General features: G+C 58.2%; 14 protein-coding genes. 11 read left to right on the plus strand and 3 right to left on the minus strand.

Annotation, left to right across the window (positions count from 1 at the left end; genetic code table 11):
- The first annotated feature begins 70 nt into the window (after positions 1 to 70).
- Both ampD and ampE read left to right on the plus strand, forming a co-directional pair.
- On the plus strand, positions 71 to 652 hold the full coding sequence (ampD, locus tag C8D90_RS06440) for a 1,6-anhydro-N-acetylmuramyl-L-alanine amidase AmpD (protein ID WP_115457599.1): 582 nt from the start codon (positions 71 to 73) through the stop codon (positions 650 to 652).
- Positions 649 to 1,503 (plus strand): beta-lactamase regulator AmpE, encoded by an 855-nt coding sequence (ampE, locus tag C8D90_RS06445; RefSeq protein ID WP_115457600.1) that lies wholly within the window; start codon positions 649 to 651, stop codon positions 1,501 to 1,503. The genes ampD and ampE overlap by 4 nt, the downstream gene beginning before the upstream one ends.
- 70 nt (positions 1,504 to 1,573) lie before the next feature.
- Here ampE and C8D90_RS06450 read toward each other — a convergent pair whose 3' ends face one another.
- Positions 1,574 to 2,968: an amino acid permease gene (locus C8D90_RS06450; protein WP_115457601.1), complete on the minus strand. Its 1,395-nt coding sequence runs from the start codon at positions 2,966 to 2,968 to the stop codon at positions 1,574 to 1,576.
- A 708-nt stretch (positions 2,969 to 3,676) separates the two neighbouring features.
- Here C8D90_RS06450 and pdhR point away from each other — a divergent pair.
- The 4 genes from pdhR (at position 3,677) to lpdA (ending at position 10,818) form a co-directional block, all read left to right on the plus strand.
- Positions 3,677 to 4,441: a pyruvate dehydrogenase complex transcriptional repressor PdhR gene (gene pdhR / locus C8D90_RS06455; protein ID WP_115457602.1), complete on the plus strand. Its 765-nt coding sequence runs from the start codon at positions 3,677 to 3,679 to the stop codon at positions 4,439 to 4,441.
- 148 nt (positions 4,442 to 4,589) lie between these two features.
- On the plus strand, positions 4,590 to 7,253 hold the full coding sequence (gene aceE / locus C8D90_RS06460; protein ID WP_115457603.1) for a pyruvate dehydrogenase (acetyl-transferring), homodimeric type: 2,664 nt from the start codon (positions 4,590 to 4,592) through the stop codon (positions 7,251 to 7,253).
- A 13-nt stretch (positions 7,254 to 7,266) separates the two neighbouring features.
- Positions 7,267 to 9,138 (plus strand): pyruvate dehydrogenase complex dihydrolipoyllysine-residue acetyltransferase, encoded by a 1,872-nt coding sequence (gene aceF, locus C8D90_RS06465; RefSeq protein WP_115457604.1) that lies wholly within the window; start codon positions 7,267 to 7,269, stop codon positions 9,136 to 9,138.
- Between the two features lie 255 nt (positions 9,139 to 9,393).
- The gene (gene lpdA / locus C8D90_RS06470; RefSeq protein ID WP_162844369.1) at positions 9,394 to 10,818 is read left to right on the plus strand and encodes a dihydrolipoyl dehydrogenase; all 1,425 of its coding nucleotides are present in this window, start codon (positions 9,394 to 9,396) and stop codon (positions 10,816 to 10,818) included.
- A 96-nt stretch (positions 10,819 to 10,914) separates the two neighbouring features.
- Here lpdA and C8D90_RS06475 read toward each other — a convergent pair whose 3' ends face one another.
- Positions 10,915 to 11,133, minus strand: a complete 219-nt coding sequence (locus C8D90_RS06475) for a hypothetical protein (RefSeq protein ID WP_115457606.1) — start codon at positions 11,131 to 11,133, stop codon at positions 10,915 to 10,917.
- A gap of 396 nt (positions 11,134 to 11,529) precedes the next feature.
- On the opposite strand from C8D90_RS06475, the gene acnB reads away from it, so the two are divergent.
- Together acnB and C8D90_RS06485 are read left to right on the plus strand one after the other, a co-directional pair.
- Entirely contained in the window at positions 11,530 to 14,127 is a 2,598-nt protein-coding gene (acnB, locus tag C8D90_RS06480) for a bifunctional aconitate hydratase 2/2-methylisocitrate dehydratase (protein WP_115457607.1), read from the plus strand.
- Between the two features lie 142 nt (positions 14,128 to 14,269).
- Positions 14,270 to 14,635, plus strand: a complete 366-nt coding sequence (locus tag C8D90_RS06485) for a YacL family protein (RefSeq protein ID WP_115457608.1) — start codon at positions 14,270 to 14,272, stop codon at positions 14,633 to 14,635.
- A 12-nt stretch (positions 14,636 to 14,647) separates the two neighbouring features.
- On the opposite strand, the gene yddG is transcribed toward C8D90_RS06485, so the two are convergent.
- On the minus strand, positions 14,648 to 15,544 hold the full coding sequence (gene yddG, locus C8D90_RS06490; protein ID WP_115457609.1) for an aromatic amino acid DMT transporter YddG: 897 nt from the start codon (positions 15,542 to 15,544) through the stop codon (positions 14,648 to 14,650).
- 200 nt (positions 15,545 to 15,744) lie between these two features.
- Between yddG and C8D90_RS06495 the strand changes: the two genes are divergently transcribed.
- From C8D90_RS06495 to C8D90_RS06505, 3 genes are read left to right on the plus strand one after another with little or no spacing between them, the layout of a single operon-like run.
- On the plus strand, positions 15,745 to 16,698 hold the full coding sequence (locus tag C8D90_RS06495; protein ID WP_115457610.1) for a 2-keto-3-deoxygluconate permease 1: 954 nt from the start codon (positions 15,745 to 15,747) through the stop codon (positions 16,696 to 16,698).
- Positions 16,695 to 17,957 carry a D-threonate kinase gene (gene dtnK / locus C8D90_RS06500; RefSeq protein ID WP_115457611.1) on the plus strand — a complete coding sequence of 421 codons (1,263 nt, stop codon included), beginning with the start codon at positions 16,695 to 16,697 and terminating at the stop codon, positions 17,955 to 17,957. The genes C8D90_RS06495 and dtnK overlap by 4 nt, the downstream gene beginning before the upstream one ends.
- Entirely contained in the window at positions 17,917 to 18,930 is a 1,014-nt protein-coding gene (locus C8D90_RS06505; RefSeq protein WP_115457612.1) for a D-threonate 4-phosphate dehydrogenase, read from the plus strand. The genes dtnK and C8D90_RS06505 overlap by 41 nt, the downstream gene beginning before the upstream one ends.
- The last annotated feature ends 10 nt before the right edge of the window (positions 18,931 to 18,940 follow it).

Genomic DNA, 18,940 nt, shown 5'->3' on the forward strand with positions numbered 1-18,940 from the left:
CACAGCCTGACATAATCATGCTACCCTGTTGCCGTATTTAGTGCTACCTGAGCCCGGAGCGAGCCGAACGATGCAACTGGATAACGGATGGATTCGCGGCGTGAAGCGCGTGCCTTCCCCGCACTTTGATGAGCGTCCTGAAGGGGAACAGCCTTCCCTGCTGGTGGTACATAACATCAGCCTGCCGCCGGGGGAGTTCGGCGGTCCGTACATCGATCAACTTTTTACCGGCACCCTGCAGGCGGAAGACCATCCGTTTTTTGCTGAAATTCAGCATCTGCGCGTTTCCGCACACTGTTTGATTCGCCGGGACGGGCAAATTGTCCAATATGTTCCGTTTGATAAGCGTGCCTGGCATGCCGGGGTGTCCAGCTTTGAGGGCAGGGAGCGCTGCAATGATTTTTCTATCGGAATTGAGCTGGAAGGGACAGATACCCTGCCGTTCACCGGGGCGCAGTATCAGGCGCTGACGGCGATCAGCGTGCTGCTGCTGCGCCATTATCCGATTACGCCGCAACGGATCACCGGGCACAGCGACATCGCGCCCGGCCGTAAAACCGATCCGGGGCCGGCGTTTTGCTGGGAAGCATACCAAAGACAACTGAATAACTGTTTGGCATTGACTGTTGCAAGGGAGAGTGAGCACGAATGACGTTATTTTCGTTATTACTGGTACTGGTATGGGAGCGGTTGTTCAAGCTGGGCGAACACTGGCAGATCGACCATCGGTTTGAGCCCCTGTTCTGCCGGAGCGGCAAAGCGTCGCTGATGAAAACGATTCTGATGGCCGTTGTCTGGATGGCGGTGATATACGTCATTCTCAAACTGGCTGGCGGCCTGTTCTTCGGGGTGATCTCGTTGCTGTTGTGGATCGTCATCGCGCTGTTTTGCATCGGCGCGGGCGAAATCCGCCGGCACTATCGCGATTACCTGACGGCGGCACGCAAAGGCGAGGCGGATGCGGCGTCGCGGATGGCCGACGAGCTGGCCCTGATCCACGGGCTGCCGCAGGAGTGCAGCGAAGAAGAACGGCTGCGCGAATTGCAGAATGCGCTGGTCTGGATCAACTTCCGTTTTTATCTCGCGCCGTTGTTCTGGTTTGTGGCGGCGGGGCCGTTCGGCCCGGTGGCGCTGGCGGGATATGCTCTGCTGCGTGCCTATCAGACCTGGCTGGCGCGCCGCGCTACGCCGCTGGAGCGGGCGATGTCCGGCGTGGACCGCCTGTTGCACTGGCTGGACTGGATCCCGGCACGTCTGGCGGGCGTGGCCTATGCGTTGCTGGGGCACGGCGAGAAAGCGTTGCCGGCCTGGCTGGCTTCGCTGACGGACGGCCGTACCTCCCAGTACTCCGTGCTGACGCATCTGGCGCAGTTTTCCCTGGCGCGCGAGCCGCATACCGATGCGGTGAAAACGCCGCGCGCGGCGGTGACGCTGGCGCGTAAAATCACGATGGTGCTGGTGGTGATCGTCGCGTTGCTGACGATTTACGGGGCGCTGATGTAAGCCGTTTCCCTGAAACAGAAAAGCCCGGCGCTCTTATTCAGCGCCGGGCTTTTTTTATGTATTGCGAAACTTACTGACTGGAAGAGACGCCGACGCCGCGGCTGGCCTGCTGTTTCACCCAGTAGCCGATACCCAGGATAATCAGCCATACCGGAATCAGCTCTACGGAGATGCGGATGCCCGGCGTCATGTACATGATGATCAGAATGCCGCACATGAACAGCAGGCACAGGTAGTTGCCCAGCGGGTACCACAGCGCCCTGAACTTCGGCGTCACGCCTTCGCGGTTTTTGGCGGCGCGGAAGCGCAGGTGAGCCAGGCTGATCATCGCCCAGTTGATAACCAGTGCGGAAACGACCAACGACATCAGCAGCTCGAACGCTTTACCCGGCATGAGGTAGTTGATGACGACGCACAGCGCCGTTGCCAGAGCGGAAACGCCGATAGCCACGACGGGTACGCCGCGTCTGTCAACCTTCAGCAGCGCCTTCGGACCATTGCCTTGCCTGGCCAGTCCGAACAGCATGCGGCTGTTGCAGTAAACGCCGCTGTTATACACCGACAGCGCGGCGGTCAGTACCACGATATTCAGGATGGTCGCGACAACGTTGCTGTCCAGCTCGTGGAAAATCATCACGAACGGGCTGCCGCCTTCGACCACTTTGCCCCACGGATAGAGGGAAAGCAGGATGGACAGGGAGCCGATATAGAAAATCAGGATACGGTAGATAACCTGGTTGGTGGCTTTGGGAATGCTCTTCTCCGGGTTTTCCGCTTCAGCGGCGGTAATACCGACCAGCTCCAGCCCGCCGAAGGAGAACATGATGACCGCCATCGCCATCACCAGCCCGCTGATGCCGTTGGGGAAGAAACCTCCCTGCGCCCACAGGTTGGTGACCGTGGATTCCGGCCCGCCGCTGCCGCTGGCGAGCAGCCAGGCGCCGAACACGATCATCCCGATAATCGCCGCCACTTTAATGATGGAGAACCAGAACTCCATTTCGCCGTAAATTTTTACATTGGCGAGGTTAATCGCGTTAATCGCCAGGAAGAAGACGGCCGCGGAAACCCAGGTGGGGATCTCCGGCCACCAGTACTGAACGTAAATGCCCACGGCGGTCAGTTCCGCCATGCTCACTAGCACATACAACACCCAGTAGTTCCAGCCGGAGGCGAAGCCGGCGAAGTTGCCCCAGTATTTATAGGCGAAATGGCTGAACGAACCGGCTACCGGCTCTTCCACCACCATTTCCCCCAGCTGGCGCATAATCAGAAATGCGATAAAGCCGCCGATGGCGTAGCCGAGAATGACGGAAGGCCCCGCCATCTTGATAGTTTGCGCGATGCCCAAAAATAACCCGGTTCCGATTGCTCCCCCGAGCGCGATTAGCTGAATGTGGCGGTTTTTTAGGCCGCGCTTCAGCTGCTCCTGGTGCGGCTGATCATGCTGCTGCCGATCACTCATGTCTTTCATCCTCTCAAGTTGCGGTGCGCATAAGCGTGACGGCACCGCAAACGACCCATAGTTGTAATTTTATAGATACACTGCCTGTATATTTATATTTACACTTCGTCTGTCATTAAGTAGCTGAGCCAGCTACCAATATGCGAAGAATAATGATAAGCGCGGGAAAATGCACCTTATTTAATGGGGTGGAAATCTCACTATAGGACAGAAGTGCAAGCCCGGGCGAAAATTGGGCAGAAATGAGAGGTTACCGAAATAATTTCACGAAAGGGCCGAAATACGGTTTGCCTTCAGTTTTGTATCCCCGGTATTCGTACCGATTTCAGCGATAGGCATGATTGAAACAGTGCGCCCTCCCGGCATGATGCATTATCAAAACCCAATAAAATAAAAACTCACAATGTATGAATTTTTATTCGTTATTGGCGCTGCTTTCTCGCTTCAGTATGACTACTCTTCGTTTCAAAAAAGTTAAAACCGCGGCCGCGATAGTAAAGGAAATGGCAGAACAAAAGTTGTGCTATTGCTGTGTTCTGTTAGTGCTTTTGTTAAAAAATGCCGGCTTTCATGATTTCCATCAAAGCCTGTATGGACACAAGGTGAATAGTTTGTTACTTTAGCGTCACGTTTTTAAAATTGGTATTACCAATTGACTCCGCGCCATCCGCTGAGAAAATACGCTACCCGCAGAGAAGATAAAGCCACATGGCCTACAGCAAAATTCGCCAGCCTAAATTGTCAGATGTCATTGAACAGCAACTGGAATATCTGATTCTGGAAGGCACCCTGCGCCCGGGAGAAAAGCTGCTGCCCGAGCGTGAGCTGGCAAAGCAATTTGATGTATCGCGCCCTTCTTTGCGGGAGGCCATTCAGCGCCTGGAGGCTAAAGGCCTGCTGTTGCGCCGTCAGGGCGGCGGCACCTTCGTTCAAACCAACCTTTGGCAGAGCTTCAGCGATCCGCTGGCCGCGCTGCTGGCCGACCATCCCGAATCACAGTTCGACCTGCTGGAAACCCGTCACGCCCTGGAAGGCATCGCCGCCTATTATGCCGCCCTGCGCGGTACGGAAGAAGATCTGGCGCGCATCCGCGATTGCCACCAGGCAATTCAGCTGGCGCAGCAGAGCGGCGATCTGGACGCGGAAGCCGATGCGGTCATGCAGTATCAGGTGGCGGTAACCGAAGCGGCGCACAACGTGGTGCTGCTGCATCTGCTGCGTTGTATGGGGCCGATGCTGGAACAGAACGTCAGGCAAAACTTCGAAATGCTGTATGCGCGCCGTGAAATGCTGGTGAAGGTCGGCGATCACCGCGCCAGTATCTTCGAAGCCATTATGGCCCGCGAACCGGAAAAAGCCAGGGAAGCCTCGCACCGGCATCTGGCTTTCATTGAGGATGTGCTGCTGGAAATGGGGCGTGAACACAGCCGTCGCGAACGTTCGCTGCGCCGCCTCCTGCAGAGAAAGGAATAAGTCTTGGCTCCCTCCGGGGGCCTTTAGTGCAACATCTAGGCAACCAAGTGATTGGGCCTGTCTTGGTGTATTTTCCTGAACCACAGTGAAAATGCACACAAGACCGGCTCTTGATAAACAAACCATTAGACAGATAAGGAATACCACCATGTCAGATCGTTTAAACAATGACGTGGACCCGATCGAAACCCGCGATTGGTTGCAGGCGATCGAATCGGTCATCCGTGAAGAAGGCGTAGAGCGCGCTCAGTACCTGATCGATCAGGTGCTGGGTGAAGCCCGTAAAGGCGGCGTGAACCTGCCTTCTGGCGCGGTCAACCGCGATTATGTGAACACGATCGCGGTGGAAGATGAGCCGGCTTACCCCGGAAATCTGGATCTGGAACGCCGCATCCGTTCAGCCATTCGCTGGAACGCCGTTATGGCGGTGCTGCATGCGTCGAAGAAAGATCTGGAGCTGGGCGGCCACATGGCGTCTTTCCAGTCTTCCGCCACGGTATACGAAGTCTGCTTTAACCACTTCTTCCGCGCGCGTAACAATAACGACGGCGGCGACCTGGTTTACTTCCAGGGCCACATTTCCCCGGGTATCTACGCCCGCGCTTTCCTGGAAGGTCGTCTGACTGAAGAGCAGATGAATAATTTCCGCCAAGAAGTTCACGGTAAAGGTCTGTCCTCTTATCCGCACCCGAAACTGATGCCGGAATTCTGGCAGTTCCCGACCGTTTCCATGGGTCTGGGGCCGTTGGCTGCGATCTATCAGGCGAAGTTCCTGAAGTACCTGCAACACCGTGAGCTGAAAGACACCTCCGCCCAGCGCGTGTACGCTTTCCTGGGCGATGGCGAGATGGACGAGCCGGAATCCAAGGGCGCGATCACCATCGCGACCCGTGAGAAGCTGGACAACCTGTGCTTCGTCATCAACTGCAACCTGCAGCGTCTGGACGGCCCGGTCACCGGTAACGGCAAGATCATCAACGAGCTGGAAGGCATTTTTGCCGGCGCCGGTTGGAACGTGATCAAAGTGATCTGGGGCAGCCGCTGGGATGCGCTGCTGCGTAAAGACACCAGCGGTAAACTGATTCAGCTGATGAACGAAACCGTTGACGGCGACTATCAGACCTTTAAATCCAAAGACGGCGCTTACGTGCGTGAGCACTTCTTCGGTAAGTATCCGGAGACCGCCGAACTGGTTAAAGATATGACCGACGACGAGATCTGGGCACTGAACCGTGGTGGTCACGATCCGAAGAAAGTGTTTGCTGCCTTCCAGAAAGCGCAGGAAACCAAAGGTCAGCCGACCGTCATCCTGGCCCACACCATCAAAGGTTACGGCATGGGCGATACCGCCGAAGGCAAGAACATCGCTCACCAGGTGAAGAAAATGAACATGGACGGTGTGCGTTACTTCCGCGACCGTTTCAACGTACCGGTTGCCGATGCGGACATCGAAAAGATGCCGTACCTGACCTTCGGGCCGGAAACCGACGAGTACAAATACCTGCATGAACGCCGCCAGGCGCTGAAAGGTTATGTGCCGAGCCGTCTGACTCACTTCAGCGAGAAGCTGGACATTCCGGCACTGTCTGACTTCAGCGCGCTGCTGGAAGAGCAGAGCAAAGAAATCTCCACCACCATCGCCTTTGTGCGTGCCCTGAACGTGATGCTGAAGAACCCGTCGATCAAAGATCGTCTGGTGCCGATCATCGCCGACGAAGCGCGTACCTTCGGTATGGAAGGTCTGTTCCGTCAGATCGGTATCTACAGCCCGAACGGCCAGCAGTACACCCCGCAGGACCGTGAGCAGGTGGCTTACTACAAAGAAGACGAGAAAGGCCAGATCCTGCAGGAAGGCATCAACGAGCTGGGCGCCGGCGCGTCCTGGCTGGCTGCTGCGACCTCCTACAGCACCAACGATCTGCCGATGATCCCGTTCTACATCTACTACTCCATGTTCGGGTTCCAGCGTATCGGCGACCTGTGCTGGGCGGCGGGCGACCAACAGGCGCGCGGCTTCCTGATCGGCGGTACTTCAGGCCGTACAACCCTGAACGGCGAAGGTTTGCAGCACGAAGACGGCCACAGCCACATTCAGGCGCTGACCATCCCGAACTGCATCTCCTACGATCCGGCGTTCGCGTATGAAGTCGCCGTGATCATGCATGACGGCCTGGAGCGTATGTACGGTGAGAAGCAGGAGAACGTTTACTACTACATCACCACGCTGAACGAAAACTACCACATGCCGGCGATGCCGCAGGGTGTGGAAGACGGCATCCGCAAGGGGATCTACAAGCTGGAAACCCTGGAAGGCGCCAAAGGCAAAGTTCAGTTGCTGGGTTCCGGCTCCATCCTGCGTCACGTGCGTGAAGCGGCGGAAATTCTGTCCAAAGACTACGGCGTGGGCTCCGACGTTTACAGCGTCACCTCCTTCACCGAGCTGGCCCGCGATGGTCAGGACTGCGAGCGCTGGAACATGCTGCACCCGCTGGAAACCCCGCGCGTGCCGTACATCGCTCAGGTGATGAACGACGCACCGGCGGTGGCATCCACCGACTACATGAAACTGTTTGCCGAGCAGGTTCGCACCTACGTGCCGTCCGATGATTACCGCGTACTGGGCACCGACGGTTTCGGCCGTTCCGACAGCCGTGAAAACCTGCGTCACCACTTTGAAGTCGATGCGTCTTACGTGGTGGTTGCCGCTCTGGGCGAACTGGCTAAACGCGGCGAAGTTGAAGCTTCCGTAGTGGCTGAAGCCATTAAGAAATTCAACATCGATCCTGAGAAAGTAAACCCGCGTCTGGCATAAGAGGTAGAGAATAATGGCTATCGAAATTAAGGTTCCGGACATCGGTACCGATGAAGTTGAAGTTACCGAAGTGATGGTCAAGGTCGGTGACAAAGTGGAAGCCGAACAGTCGCTGATCACCGTGGAAGGCGACAAAGCTTCCATGGAAGTGCCTTCCCCGCAAGCGGGCGTGGTGAAAGAGATCAAGATTGCGGTGGGCGATAAAGTCGCTACCGGCACGCTGATTATGGTTTTCGACGGCGCTGATGCGGCATCCGCCGCGCCGGCCAAAGCCGAAGAAAAACCGGCCGCTGCCGCACCGGCCGCCGCTTCCGCGGTGAAAGAAGTGAACGTGCCGGATATCGGCGCGGATGAAGTTGAAGTCACGGAAGTGATGGTGAAGGTCGGCGATAAAGTAGAAGCTGAACAGTCGCTGATCACCGTGGAAGGCGACAAAGCCTCCATGGAAGTGCCCGCGCCGTTCGCCGGCGTGGTGAAAGAGATTAAAACCAGCGTCGGCGGTAAGGTGAAAACCGGTACCCTGATCATGACCTTCGAAGTTGCCGGTGCGGCCCCTGCCGCAGCGGAAGCACCGAAAGCCGCTGCGTCTGCCGCGCCTGCCGCCTCCGCGGTGAAGGACGTCAACGTGCCGGACATCGGCGGTGATGAAGTTGAAGTCACTGAAGTGATGGTCAAGGTCGGCGACAAGGTGGAAGCTGAACAGTCACTGATCACCGTGGAAGGCGACAAAGCCTCCATGGAAGTGCCCGCGCCGTTCGCCGGCGTAGTGAAAGACATTAAGGTCAGCGTCGGCAGCAAGGTAAAAACCGGCACCCTGATCATGTCGTTCGAAGTGGCTGGCGCCGCGCCTGCTGCCGCTCCGGCACAGGCCGCCGCACCTGCCGCTGCCGCAGAAGCGCCGAAGGCCGCAGCGCCTGCCGCGGCTCAGCCGGCGGACAAAGGCGAGTTCTCCGAGAACGATGCCTACGTGCATGCAACCCCGGTTATCCGTCGCCTGGCACGCGAGTTCGGCGTCAACCTGACCAAGGTGAAAGGCACCGGCCGTAAAGGCCGTATCCTGCGCGAAGACGTTCAGGCCTACGTGAAAGAAGCCGTTAAGCGTGCCGAAGCCGCTCCGGCCGGCGCGACCGGCGGTTCTCTGCCGGGCCTGTTGCCGTGGCCGAAGGTGGACTTCAGCAAGTTCGGTGAAGTGGAAGAAGTCGAACTGGGTCGTATCCAGAAGATCTCTGGTGCTAACCTGAGCCGTAACTGGGTGATGATCCCGCACGTTACGCACTTCGACAAAACCGACATCACCGAGCTGGAAGCCTTCCGTAAGCAGCAGAACGCTGAAGCCGAGAAGCGCAAGCTGGACGTGAAGATCACCCCGGTGGTGTTCATCATGAAAGCCGTTGCTTCCGCGCTTGAGCAGATGCCGCGCTTCAACAGCTCGCTGTCTGAGGATGCCCAGCGTCTGACGCTGAAGAAATACATCAACATCGGCGTTGCGGTTGATACGCCGAACGGTCTGGTGGTTCCGGTATTCAAAGACGTCAACAAGAAGGGCATCATTGAGCTGTCCCGTGAGCTGATGACTATCTCCAAAAAAGCGCGTGACGGTAAGCTGACCGCCGGCGAGATGCAGGGCGGATGCTTCACGATCTCCAGCATCGGCGGCCTGGGCACCACCCACTTCGCCCCGATTGTGAACGCGCCGGAAGTGGCTATCCTGGGCGTTTCCAAATCTGCGATGGAGCCGGTGTGGAACGGCAAAGAGTTTGTGCCGCGCCTGATGATGCCGATCTCTCTGTCCTTCGACCACCGCGTGATCGACGGCGCAGATGGTGCGCGTTTCATTACCATCATCAACAACACGCTGTCTGACATCCGCCGTTTGGTGATGTAAGGCGCGTGAAGGCCGGCCTGGGGCCGGCCTTTTTTTCAAAGCCGCTGGAGCTAACTCGCTTCAGCAATGGAGTTGAGACTTTCGTTACCGGATCATAGCTTTACAGAAATGTTAACAATTCTGTAAACTACGGGCGGTACGAGCGTCCCGGTGGATGATGGGCGTAAAAACACACTCTCGCCGCAACTAATGACGTAATACATGTGTGCGCCAGCAACGACGTCCACCCGCCGGATAAACAATAAAGAGGTCATGATGAGTACTGAAATTAAAACTCAGGTCGTGGTACTTGGGGCGGGCCCTGCAGGTTACTCTGCTGCTTTCCGTTGCGCGGATTTAGGTCTGGAGACCGTTCTGGTGGAGCGTTACTCCACCCTGGGCGGCGTATGTCTGAACGTAGGCTGTATTCCTTCCAAGGCGCTGCTGCACGTTGCCAAAGTGATCGAAGAGGCAAAAGCGCTGGCGGAGCACGGCATCGTTTTCGGCGAGCCGAAAACCGATATTGATAAAGTGCGTCTGTGGAAAGAAAAAGTCATTACTCAACTGACCGGCGGTCTGGCCGGCATGGCGAAAGGCCGTAAGGTCAACGTTGTGAACGGCGTGGGTAAATTTACCGGCGCCAACACGCTGGAAGTGGAAGGCGAGAACGGCAAAACCGTGATCAACTTCGACAACGCCATCATCGCGGCCGGTTCCCGCCCGATTCAACTGCCGTTCATTCCGCACGACGATCCGCGCGTTTGGGACTCTACCGATGCGCTGGCGCTGACCACCGTACCGGAGCGTCTGCTGGTTATGGGCGGCGGTATCATCGGCCTGGAAATGGGCACCGTATATCACGCGCTGGGTTCCCAGATCGACGTGGTGGAAATGTTCGATCAGGTTATTCCGGCGGCTGACAAAGACGTGGTGAAAGTGTTCACCAAGCGCATCAGCAAGCAGTTCAACCTGATGCTGGAAACCAAAGTGACGGCGGTAGAAGCCAAAGAAGACGGTATCTACGTCACGATGGAAGGCAAGAAAGCGCCGTCCGAGCCGCAGCGCTACGATGCGGTGCTGGTTGCTATCGGCCGTGTGCCGAACGGCAAGCTGCTTGATGCCGGTAAAGCCGGGGTCGAAGTTGACGACCGTGGCTTCATCCACGTCGACAAACAGCTGCGCACCAACGTGCCGCACATCTTCGCCATCGGCGACATCGTCGGTCAGCCGATGCTGGCGCACAAGGGCGTGCATGAAGGCCACGTTGCCGCTGAAGTTATCGCCGGCAAAAAACACTACTTCGATCCGAAGGTGATTCCGTCCATCGCTTACACCGAGCCGGAAGTGGCATGGGTAGGCGTGACCGAGAAAGAAGCCAAAGAGAAAGGCATCAGCTTTGAAACCGCTACCTTCCCGTGGGCGGCTTCCGGGCGCGCCATCGCTTCTGACTGCGCTGACGGCATGACCAAGCTGATCTTCGACAAAGAAACTCACCGCATCATCGGCGGCGCGATCGTTGGCGCTAACGGCGGCGAGCTGCTGGGCGAGATCGGTCTGGCGATTGAGATGGGCTGCGATGCGGAAGATATCGCGCTGACTATCCATGCGCACCCGACGCTGCATGAGTCCGTAGGGCTGGCGGCGGAGATCTACGAAGGCAGCATCACCGATCTGCCGAACCCGAAAGCGAAGAAGAAGTAATGCGCTGAAGGTCAGACAAAAATGGCTCCCGTCCGGGAGCCATTTTTTTGCCTCACCCTCGGGCGGGGCCGTTCAGGATATGATAAGCGGAAAGCGTCAGTCGTCCCTGAAACTCAGGAAAAAGACGATAGCGATAAAGATCAGCCCGACCGCCAGAGAAAGCAGGAAAAAGCGCATTCCCCAGCCCAGCGGGCCTTCATCGATGGCGCTTTCCGTCAGGCAACGGCCGTGCTGCATCAAAAACTCAGGCTGATAGCTGTCCAGCATGAAAAACAGGATCGCAATGGCGACGATGACGGCGGCGACTTGTGTCACAGTTAAAAATAGGTCTGTTCTATCCCATGAGCGCTTCATTTCGCTTCCCTGCATCCGTTAATGGTTGAAAAGAGGGGGAGATAATACTTAAGCCGTTAAGAGAATATTACTCTTCTGGGGTAATTTTTAAGATATTTCCCGCTTTTTGCAAGATTATTCCGGTAGGATTAGTCTTGTTTTTCTCAATGTTGAATTTATGTAAAAAATTTAACATCACGGTCAAATCCTGATATGCTAAAGCAGCATAACCGGGTACCCTACACCCACGGATGTTTTTATCGGTGACCCGGAGAAGGGTGTGTTCCGTGAATCGTCCGGGCACGGTATTCCTGACGCATCACGGGACACACCCTCAGCCCATAACGAACCATAAGTAATGAGAGCGAGGAGAACGTCGTGCTAAAAGAATATCGTGAGCACGTGGCCGGGCGTGCGGCGGAAGGCGTGGTGCCGAAGCCTATTGATGCCACCCAGATGGCAGCGCTGGTTGAATTGTTAAAGAATCCGCCGGCAGGCGAAGAAGCATTCTTGCTGGATCTGCTGACAAACCGTGTCCCACCGGGCGTTGATGAGGCTGCTTACGTTAAAGCTGGTTTCCTCGCTGCCGTTGCGAAAGGCGAAGCCGTTTCTCCTCTCGTTTCTCCGGAAAAAGCCATTGAATTGCTGGGTACCATGCAGGGTGGTTATAACATCCATCCGCTGATTGATGCCCTGGATGATGCTAAGCTGGCGCCGATTGCCGCGAAAGCCCTGTCCCACACCCTGCTGATGTTTGACAACTTTTACGACGTAGAAGAAAAAGCCAAAGCCGGCAATCCGCATGCGAAACAAGTGATGGAATCCTGGGCCAATGCGGACTGGTTCCTGAGCCGTCCCGAACTGGCGGAAAAGCTGACCGTCACCGTATTCAAAGTCACCGGCGAAACCAACACCGACGATCTCTCCCCGGCGCCGGACGCCTGGTCCCGTCCGGATATCCCACTGCACGCCCTGGCGATGCTGAAGAGCCCGCGCGACGGCATTGAGCCGGATCAGCCGGGCAACGTTGGCCCGATCAAGCAGATTGACGCACTGGCGCAGAAAGGCTACCCGCTGGCCTACGTCGGCGATGTGGTGGGCACCGGTTCTTCCCGTAAGTCCGCTACCAACTCGGTGCTGTGGTTTATGGGCGAAGACATTCCCTACGTGCCGAACAAGCGCGGCGGCGGCGTGGTATTGGGCGGCAAGATTGCGCCGATCTTCTTTAACACCATGGAAGACGCCGGCGCACTGCCGATCGAAGTTGACGTATCCAGGCTGAATATGGGCGACGTGATCGACATTTACCCCTACAAGGGGGAAATCCGCAATCACGACACCAATGAGCTGCTGGCGACGTTCGAGCTGAAAACCGAAGTGCTGCTGGACGAAGTCCGCGCTGGTGGCCGTATTCCGCTGATTATCGGCCGCGGTTTGACCACCAAGGCGCGTGAAGCGCTGAATCTGCCGCACAGCGAAGCGTTCCGCCACGCCAAGCCGGTCACCGACAGCGGCAAGGGTTACACGCTGGCGCAGAAGATGGTCGGACGCGCCTGCGGCACCAAGGGCATCCGCCCGGGCCAGTACTGCGAGCCTAAGATGACCTCCGTAGGCTCTCAGGACACCACCGGCCCGATGACCCGCGACGAGCTGAAAGACCTGGCCTGTCTGGGCTTCTCCGCCGATCTGGTTATGCAGTCCTTCTGCCATACGGCGGCTTATCCGAAGCCGGTTGACGTGACCACGCACCACACGCTGCCGGACTTCATCATGAACCGCGGCGGCGTTTCCCTGCGTCCGGGCGATGGCATTATTCACTCCTGGCTGAACCGCATGCTGCTGCCGGATACCGTGGGCACCGGCGGCGATTCGCATACCCGTTTCCCGATCGGCATTTCGTTCCCGGCCGGCTCCGGCCTGGTGGCGTTTGCCGCCGCGACCGGCGTTATGCCGCTGGACATGCCGGAATCGGTGCTGGTGCGCTTTAAAGGCAAAATGCAGCCGGGCATCACCCTGCGCGACCTGGTTCATGCCATTCCTTACTACGCGATTCAGCAGGGCCTGCTGACCGTGGAGAAGAAGGGCAAGAAAAATATCTTCTCCGGCCGCATCCTGGAAATTGAAGGTTTGCCGGAGCTGAAGGTAGAGCAGGCGTTTGAGCTGGCGGATGCTTCCGCCGAGCGTTCCGCCGCCGGTTGTACCATCAAGCTGGATAAAGCGCCGATTACTGAATACCTCCATTCCAACATCGTTCTGCTCAAGTGGATGATCGCCGAAGGTTATGGCGACCGCCGTACGCTGGAGCGCCGTATTCAGGGCATGGAGAAGTGGCTGGCCGATCCGCAACTGCTGGAAGCCGATGCCGATGCGGAGTATGCCGCAGTTATCGACATCGACCTCAGCCAGATCACGCAGCCGATCCTGTGCGCGCCGAACGATCCGGATGACGCGCGCCTGCTGTCTGACGTGGCCGGTGAGAAGATCGATGAAGTGTTCATCGGCTCCTGCATGACCAACATCGGCCACTTCCGCGCGGCGGGTAAACTGCTCGACGGCCATAAAGGCCAGCTGCCGACCCGCCTGTGGGTAGCGCCGCCGACCAAGATGGACGCTGCACAACTGACCGAAGAAGGCTACTACAGCGTATTCGGCAAGAGCGGCGCGCGTATCGAGATCCCGGGCTGCTCCCTGTGCATGGGTAACCAGGCGCGGGTAGCCGACGGCGCGACCGTGGTGTCGACCTCGACCCGTAACTTCCCGAACCGCTTGGGAACCGGCGCGAATGTCTACCTGGCTTCCGCTGAACTGGCGGCCGTTGCGTCGTTGCTGGGACGCCTGCCGAACCCGGAAGAGTATCAGCAATACATGGCTCAGGTAGATAAAACGGCGGCGGACACCTACCGCTACCTGAATTTCGACCAGCTGAACGAGTACACCAAGAAAGCTGACGACGTCATCTTCCAGACTGCGGTCTGAAGCTGATATCATCTGCCGGTTGAAACGGGGGAGGCATAAGCCTCCCCCGTTTATTTTTGCAGATTGAGAGCGGCGTTGGGGGCGGCATGAATCAGAGGGCGTTACACTATAAAAGACGGAATGCGTCGCGGAGGGCTTAAAAATGGATTATGAATTTCGCCATGATGCCGCCGACCGGGTGGTTGCCGTATTTTCGATGGGACATGAGGTCATCGGGCATTGGCTGACAGAAGAAGTGAAGGGCGATCTCACCATCATCGACCAGGTAGAGGAAATGGCGGCGCAGCTTAAGGGCAGCGAGCGCCAGTGGCAGCGGGATGGTCATGAGTACACGCTGTGGATGGATGGTGAAGAAGTGATGGTCCGGGCCAACCAGATTGATTTCAGCGGTGATGAAATCGAAGAGGGAATGCACTATTACGATGAGGAAAGCCTCTCGCTGTGCGGCGTGGAGGATTTCCTGCAGGCGCTGAAACAGTACCGCCGTTTTGTGCTGACGGGGGAGTAAGCACGGGCGTGATTACTTCTGTGTCGTTTGCGGCACGTTGCGGCTGGCGCTCCAGCACAGCAGCGAACCGGCAATCACCATGCCTACGCCGGGCCAGAAGGCGGCGGAGGGCAGGGTGTTCAGCCACAGACTGGCGATCAGCGTCGACAGCAGCGGCGTGAAATAAGAGAGGGCGGCGACCAGCGTGGCGTTGCCCTTTTTCATGGCGCTGTCCCAGCACAGGTAGGCTAACGCGGTGGACGCTCCCATCAGCAGCAGTTCAAAACCGGCGGTAACGGAGAAGCGAAATTCTTTCAGCGGCTGAAATAGGAACATCAGCCACAGGGTGGCGGCCGTTGCCAGCAGGAACAGCGGCAACGCGCCGCGCGGGCCGCAGTAGCGGCGCAACAGGTTGGAGTAAAGCGCCCAGGCGAACGCCGCGGTGAACGCCAGGCCGTAAGCGACCGGATTGCCGGCGAGGTTGGCGGTAAACTCCCGCAGGCTGAGAATATCGCCGTTGCTGACCACCCATACCACGCCGCAGAACGCCAGCAACACGCCGGGCCACAGCCACCAGCGGACGCGCAGCCCCAGCAGCGGCAGGGCGAACATCAGCGTCAGGCTGGGCCAGAGATAATTGATCAGCCCCAGTTCCAGCGTTTGCTGGCGGGAGTCGGCCAGGCCGATCGCCAGCGCGAAAGACGTCATGTACACCACAAATAACAGGCCGCAGCCGTACAGGTAAACCGGATGCTGACCCTTAATGTGGGGTTTCCCCGCCACCAGCCAGACCAACAGTCCGCTGATCGTATAAATCGACGCCCCTGCACCGAACGCCCCCAGCGCTTCCGACAGGCTGCGGGTCAGCGCTACGCTCATGCTCCACAGCAGAATGGCGACGACGCCCAGCAAGGTGGCGGTTTTGTTCACGATGGGGGCTCTCCCTGTCTGTTAGATTACCGCTGACTTTATCATTTTCCCGCGTTGACGGCAGTGTTGTCGCTGTGAAATGATTTCATTCAATCAAAAAGATCTTTTGTAATCATTTAATAACTGAGATCCGGTTCTCTTTCTTAAATTTATGATTGAATATAATCAAATTGATTTTATTCAATCACTGGACGGACACAATGAATATCAAAAAAGGCATAGAGAGAATTCCGGGCGGCATGATGGTCGTTCCGCTGGTAATCGGCGCCGTCATCAACACCTTCTTTCCCCAGGCACTGGAAATCGGCGGTTTTACGACCGCCTTGTTTAAAAACGGCGCGGCTCCCCTGATTGGCGCGTTCCTGCTGTGTATGGGGGCAGGGATCAGCGTTCGCGCCGCGCCGCAGGCGCTGTTGCAGGGCGGCACCATCACCCTGACCAAACTGCTGGTAGCGATGGCGTTAGGGCTGGGCGTAGAGCATCTGTTCGGCGCAGAGGGGATTTTTGGTCTGAGCGGCGTGGCGATCATTGCTGCGATGAGCAACTCCAACGGCGGGCTGTATGCGGCGCTGGTCGGAGAATTCGGCAACGAGCGTGACGTTGGCGCCATCTCGGTGCTGTCGCTCAACGACGGCCCGTTTTTCACCATGATCGCGCTCGGCGCGGCAGGGATGGCGAACATTCCGCTCATGGCGTTGGTCGCCGTGTTAGTGCCGCTGGTGGTAGGGATGAGCCTGGGCAACCTTGATCCGCAGATGCGTGACTTCCTGACCAAAGGCGGGCCGCTGCTGATTCCTTTCTTCGCTTTCGCCCTTGGGGCGGGTATCAACCTTGAAATGCTGTTACAAGGCGGCGTAGCCGGCGTTCTGCTCGGCGTACTGACGACCTTTATCGGCGGCATCTTTAATATTCGCGCCGACCGCCTGGTCGGGGGAAGCGGCATCGCCGGTGCCGCCGCCTCCAGCACCGCCGGGAACGCCGTCGCAACGCCGCTGGCGATCGCTCAGGCGGACCCCGCGCTGGCTGACGTAGCCGCCGCCGCTGCGCCATTGATTGCGGCGTCGGTCATTACCACGGCGATTCTTACGCCGCTGCTGACCTCCTGGGTCGCCAAACGGAACAGCACGGCGATGAATAAGGAAGAACGCGCATGAAAATGATCGTTATTGCGGATGATTTCACCGGCGCCAATGACACCGGTGTGCAGTTGGCGAAGAAAGGGGCGCGCACCGAAGTGATGCTCAGCGCCGCGCAAAAACCTTCGCGCCGGGCGGATGTGCTGGTCGTTAACACCGAAAGCCGCGCGCTGCCGGCGGAACAGGCGGCGCAGGCCGTACGGCAGGTGCTGGAGCCGTATTGCCGCGACGCGGAGAACATGCCGCTGATTTACAAGAAGATTGACTCCACCCTGCGCGGCAACGTCGGCGCGGAGGTTGAGGCGGCGATGACGGCATGCGGAGCGCGGCTGGCAATTGTCGCCGCGGCGATCCCCGCGGCCGGGCGCATTACACGGGCGGGGGAGTGCCTGGTGAACGGCGTTCCCCTGCTGGAAACCGAATTTGCCAGCGATCCCAAAACGCCGATAGTTTCTTCACGCATCAGCACGCTGCTGGAGCGACAGACATCTCTGCCTGTGCACGAGATTGCGCTGGAAAGCGTGCGTGACGGAACCCTGGGCGCCCGGCTTGCGGCATGCGCCGCCGGCGGGCTCGCCATGGTGGTGCTGGACGCGGAGAACGACAACGATCTGGCGCTGATTGCGGTTGCGGCGGACGTCCTCAGCGAACCGTTCCTGTGGGTTGGCGCGGCAGGCCTGGCGAATGCGCTGCCGGCGAAGCATTACCTGCGTAGCGGAGCGGCATTGCCGGTGCTGGTGGTGGCGGGTTCGATGAGCGAGGCGACCCGGCGCCAGGTGGCCTTCGTGCTGCGTGAAAAGCTGGCCGACGTCGTGGATATCGACGCGGACGAGCTGCTGACGGGGAACGGTGAGCGCATCGTGCGCGAGGCGAGTGAAATCCTGAACCGCGGACGGCATTGCATTCTGCGCACCAGCCGCAGCGAGGAAGATCGTCATGTCATCGACGATCTGTGCGCCAGCCACGGCATGAGCCGGCAGGCGCTGGGAGAGACGCTGAGTGGTCGCCTGGGGGAAATTACCCTGCGCATTACCGGATGCAGCAATATCGGCGGCCTGTTCCTTACCGGCGGCGATATCGCCATTGCGGTGGCTAACGCCCTTGGCGCGGAAGGGTACCGGATACTGAGCGAGGTGGCGCCCTGTATCCCTTGCGGCACGCTGGTGAACAGCGAGGTAGATGATTTACCCGTGATCACGAAAGCGGGCGGCTTCGGCGGCGAAACTACGCTGCGCGATGCGCTTTACTTTATTGAGGAGATGTACAGTGAGCACTAAGACAATTGCGGTAACAATGGGAGATCCGGCGGGCATCGGGCCGGAAATTATCGTGAAGTCCCTGACGCAGGGGGCGTTGAATGGCGTGCCGGCGGTGGTGATCGGCTGCCTGCAAACCCTGCGGCGCCAGCAACAGATGGGCATCGTACCGGCTGCGGAGCTGCGCGTGATTGAACGCGTCGCCGATGCCCGCTTCGCGCCGGGCGTTATCAACGTACTTGACGAGCCGCTGGCCGATCCTGACGCGCTGACACCGGGGAAAGTGCAGGCGCCGGCCGGCGATCTCGCCTACCGTTGCGTAAAACGGGCGGCAATGCTGGCGCTGGCGGGCGAGGTTCATGCCATCGCCACCGCTCCGCTGAACAAAGAGGCGCTGCATAAGGCGGGGCATATGTACCCCGGTCATACCGAGCTGCTGGCGAAGCTGACTGACAGCCAGGATTACGCCATGGTGCTGTACACCGATCGGCTGAAGGTTATTCACGTTTCAACCCATATTGCCCTGCGTAAATTTCTCGACACCCTGAACCAGCCGAGGGTGGAGACGGTGATCCGCATCGCCGACGACTTTCTGCGCCGGGTGGGGTATGACAATCCGCGCATCGCGGTGGCCGGGGTAAACCCGCATGCCGGGGAAAGCGGATTATTCGGCGACGAGGAAATCCGCATCGTCGCACCGGCGGTGGAGGCGATGAAGGCGCAGGGTCTTGACGTTTACGGGCCGTGCCCGCCTGACACTGTATTTTTACAGGCGCATGAAGGCATGTATGACATGGTGGTGGCGATGTACCACGATCAGGGGCACATTCCGCTCAAGCTGCTGGGCTTCTACGATGGCGTAAACATCACCGCCGGTCTGCCTTTCATCCGCACCTCGGCGGATCACGGCACGGCCTTTGATATTGCCTGGACGGGAAAAGCGAAATCTGAGAGCATGGCTGTCTCGATCCAATTGGCGATGCAACTGGCGTAACAGCATAACA

Origin of the sequence: Enterobacillus tribolii, from assembly GCF_003363015.1 — a bacterium.
Taxonomy (GTDB): domain Bacteria; phylum Pseudomonadota; class Gammaproteobacteria; order Enterobacterales; family Enterobacteriaceae; genus Enterobacillus; species Enterobacillus tribolii.

Coding starts and splice junctions, on each gene's coding strand:
- C8D90_RS06485 (WP_115457608.1), top strand. CDS start 14,270: ATGGATTATGAATTTCGCCATGATGCCGCCGACCGGGTGGTTGCCGTA.
- dtnK (WP_115457611.1), top strand. CDS start 16,695: ATGAAAATGATCGTTATTGCGGATGATTTCACCGGCGCCAATGACACC.
- ampD (WP_115457599.1), top strand. CDS start 71: ATGCAACTGGATAACGGATGGATTCGCGGCGTGAAGCGCGTGCCTTCC.
- pdhR (WP_115457602.1), top strand. CDS start 3,677: ATGGCCTACAGCAAAATTCGCCAGCCTAAATTGTCAGATGTCATTGAA.
- aceF (WP_115457604.1), top strand. CDS start 7,267: ATGGCTATCGAAATTAAGGTTCCGGACATCGGTACCGATGAAGTTGAA.
- C8D90_RS06450 (WP_115457601.1), bottom strand. CDS start 2,968: ATGAGTGATCGGCAGCAGCATGATCAGCCGCACCAGGAGCAGCTGAAG.
- aceE (WP_115457603.1), top strand. CDS start 4,590: ATGTCAGATCGTTTAAACAATGACGTGGACCCGATCGAAACCCGCGAT.
- lpdA (WP_162844369.1), top strand. CDS start 9,394: ATGAGTACTGAAATTAAAACTCAGGTCGTGGTACTTGGGGCGGGCCCT.
- C8D90_RS06505 (WP_115457612.1), top strand. CDS start 17,917: ATGCGCTTTACTTTATTGAGGAGATGTACAGTGAGCACTAAGACAATT.
- C8D90_RS06495 (WP_115457610.1), top strand. CDS start 15,745: ATGAATATCAAAAAAGGCATAGAGAGAATTCCGGGCGGCATGATGGTC.
- ampE (WP_115457600.1), top strand. CDS start 649: ATGACGTTATTTTCGTTATTACTGGTACTGGTATGGGAGCGGTTGTTC.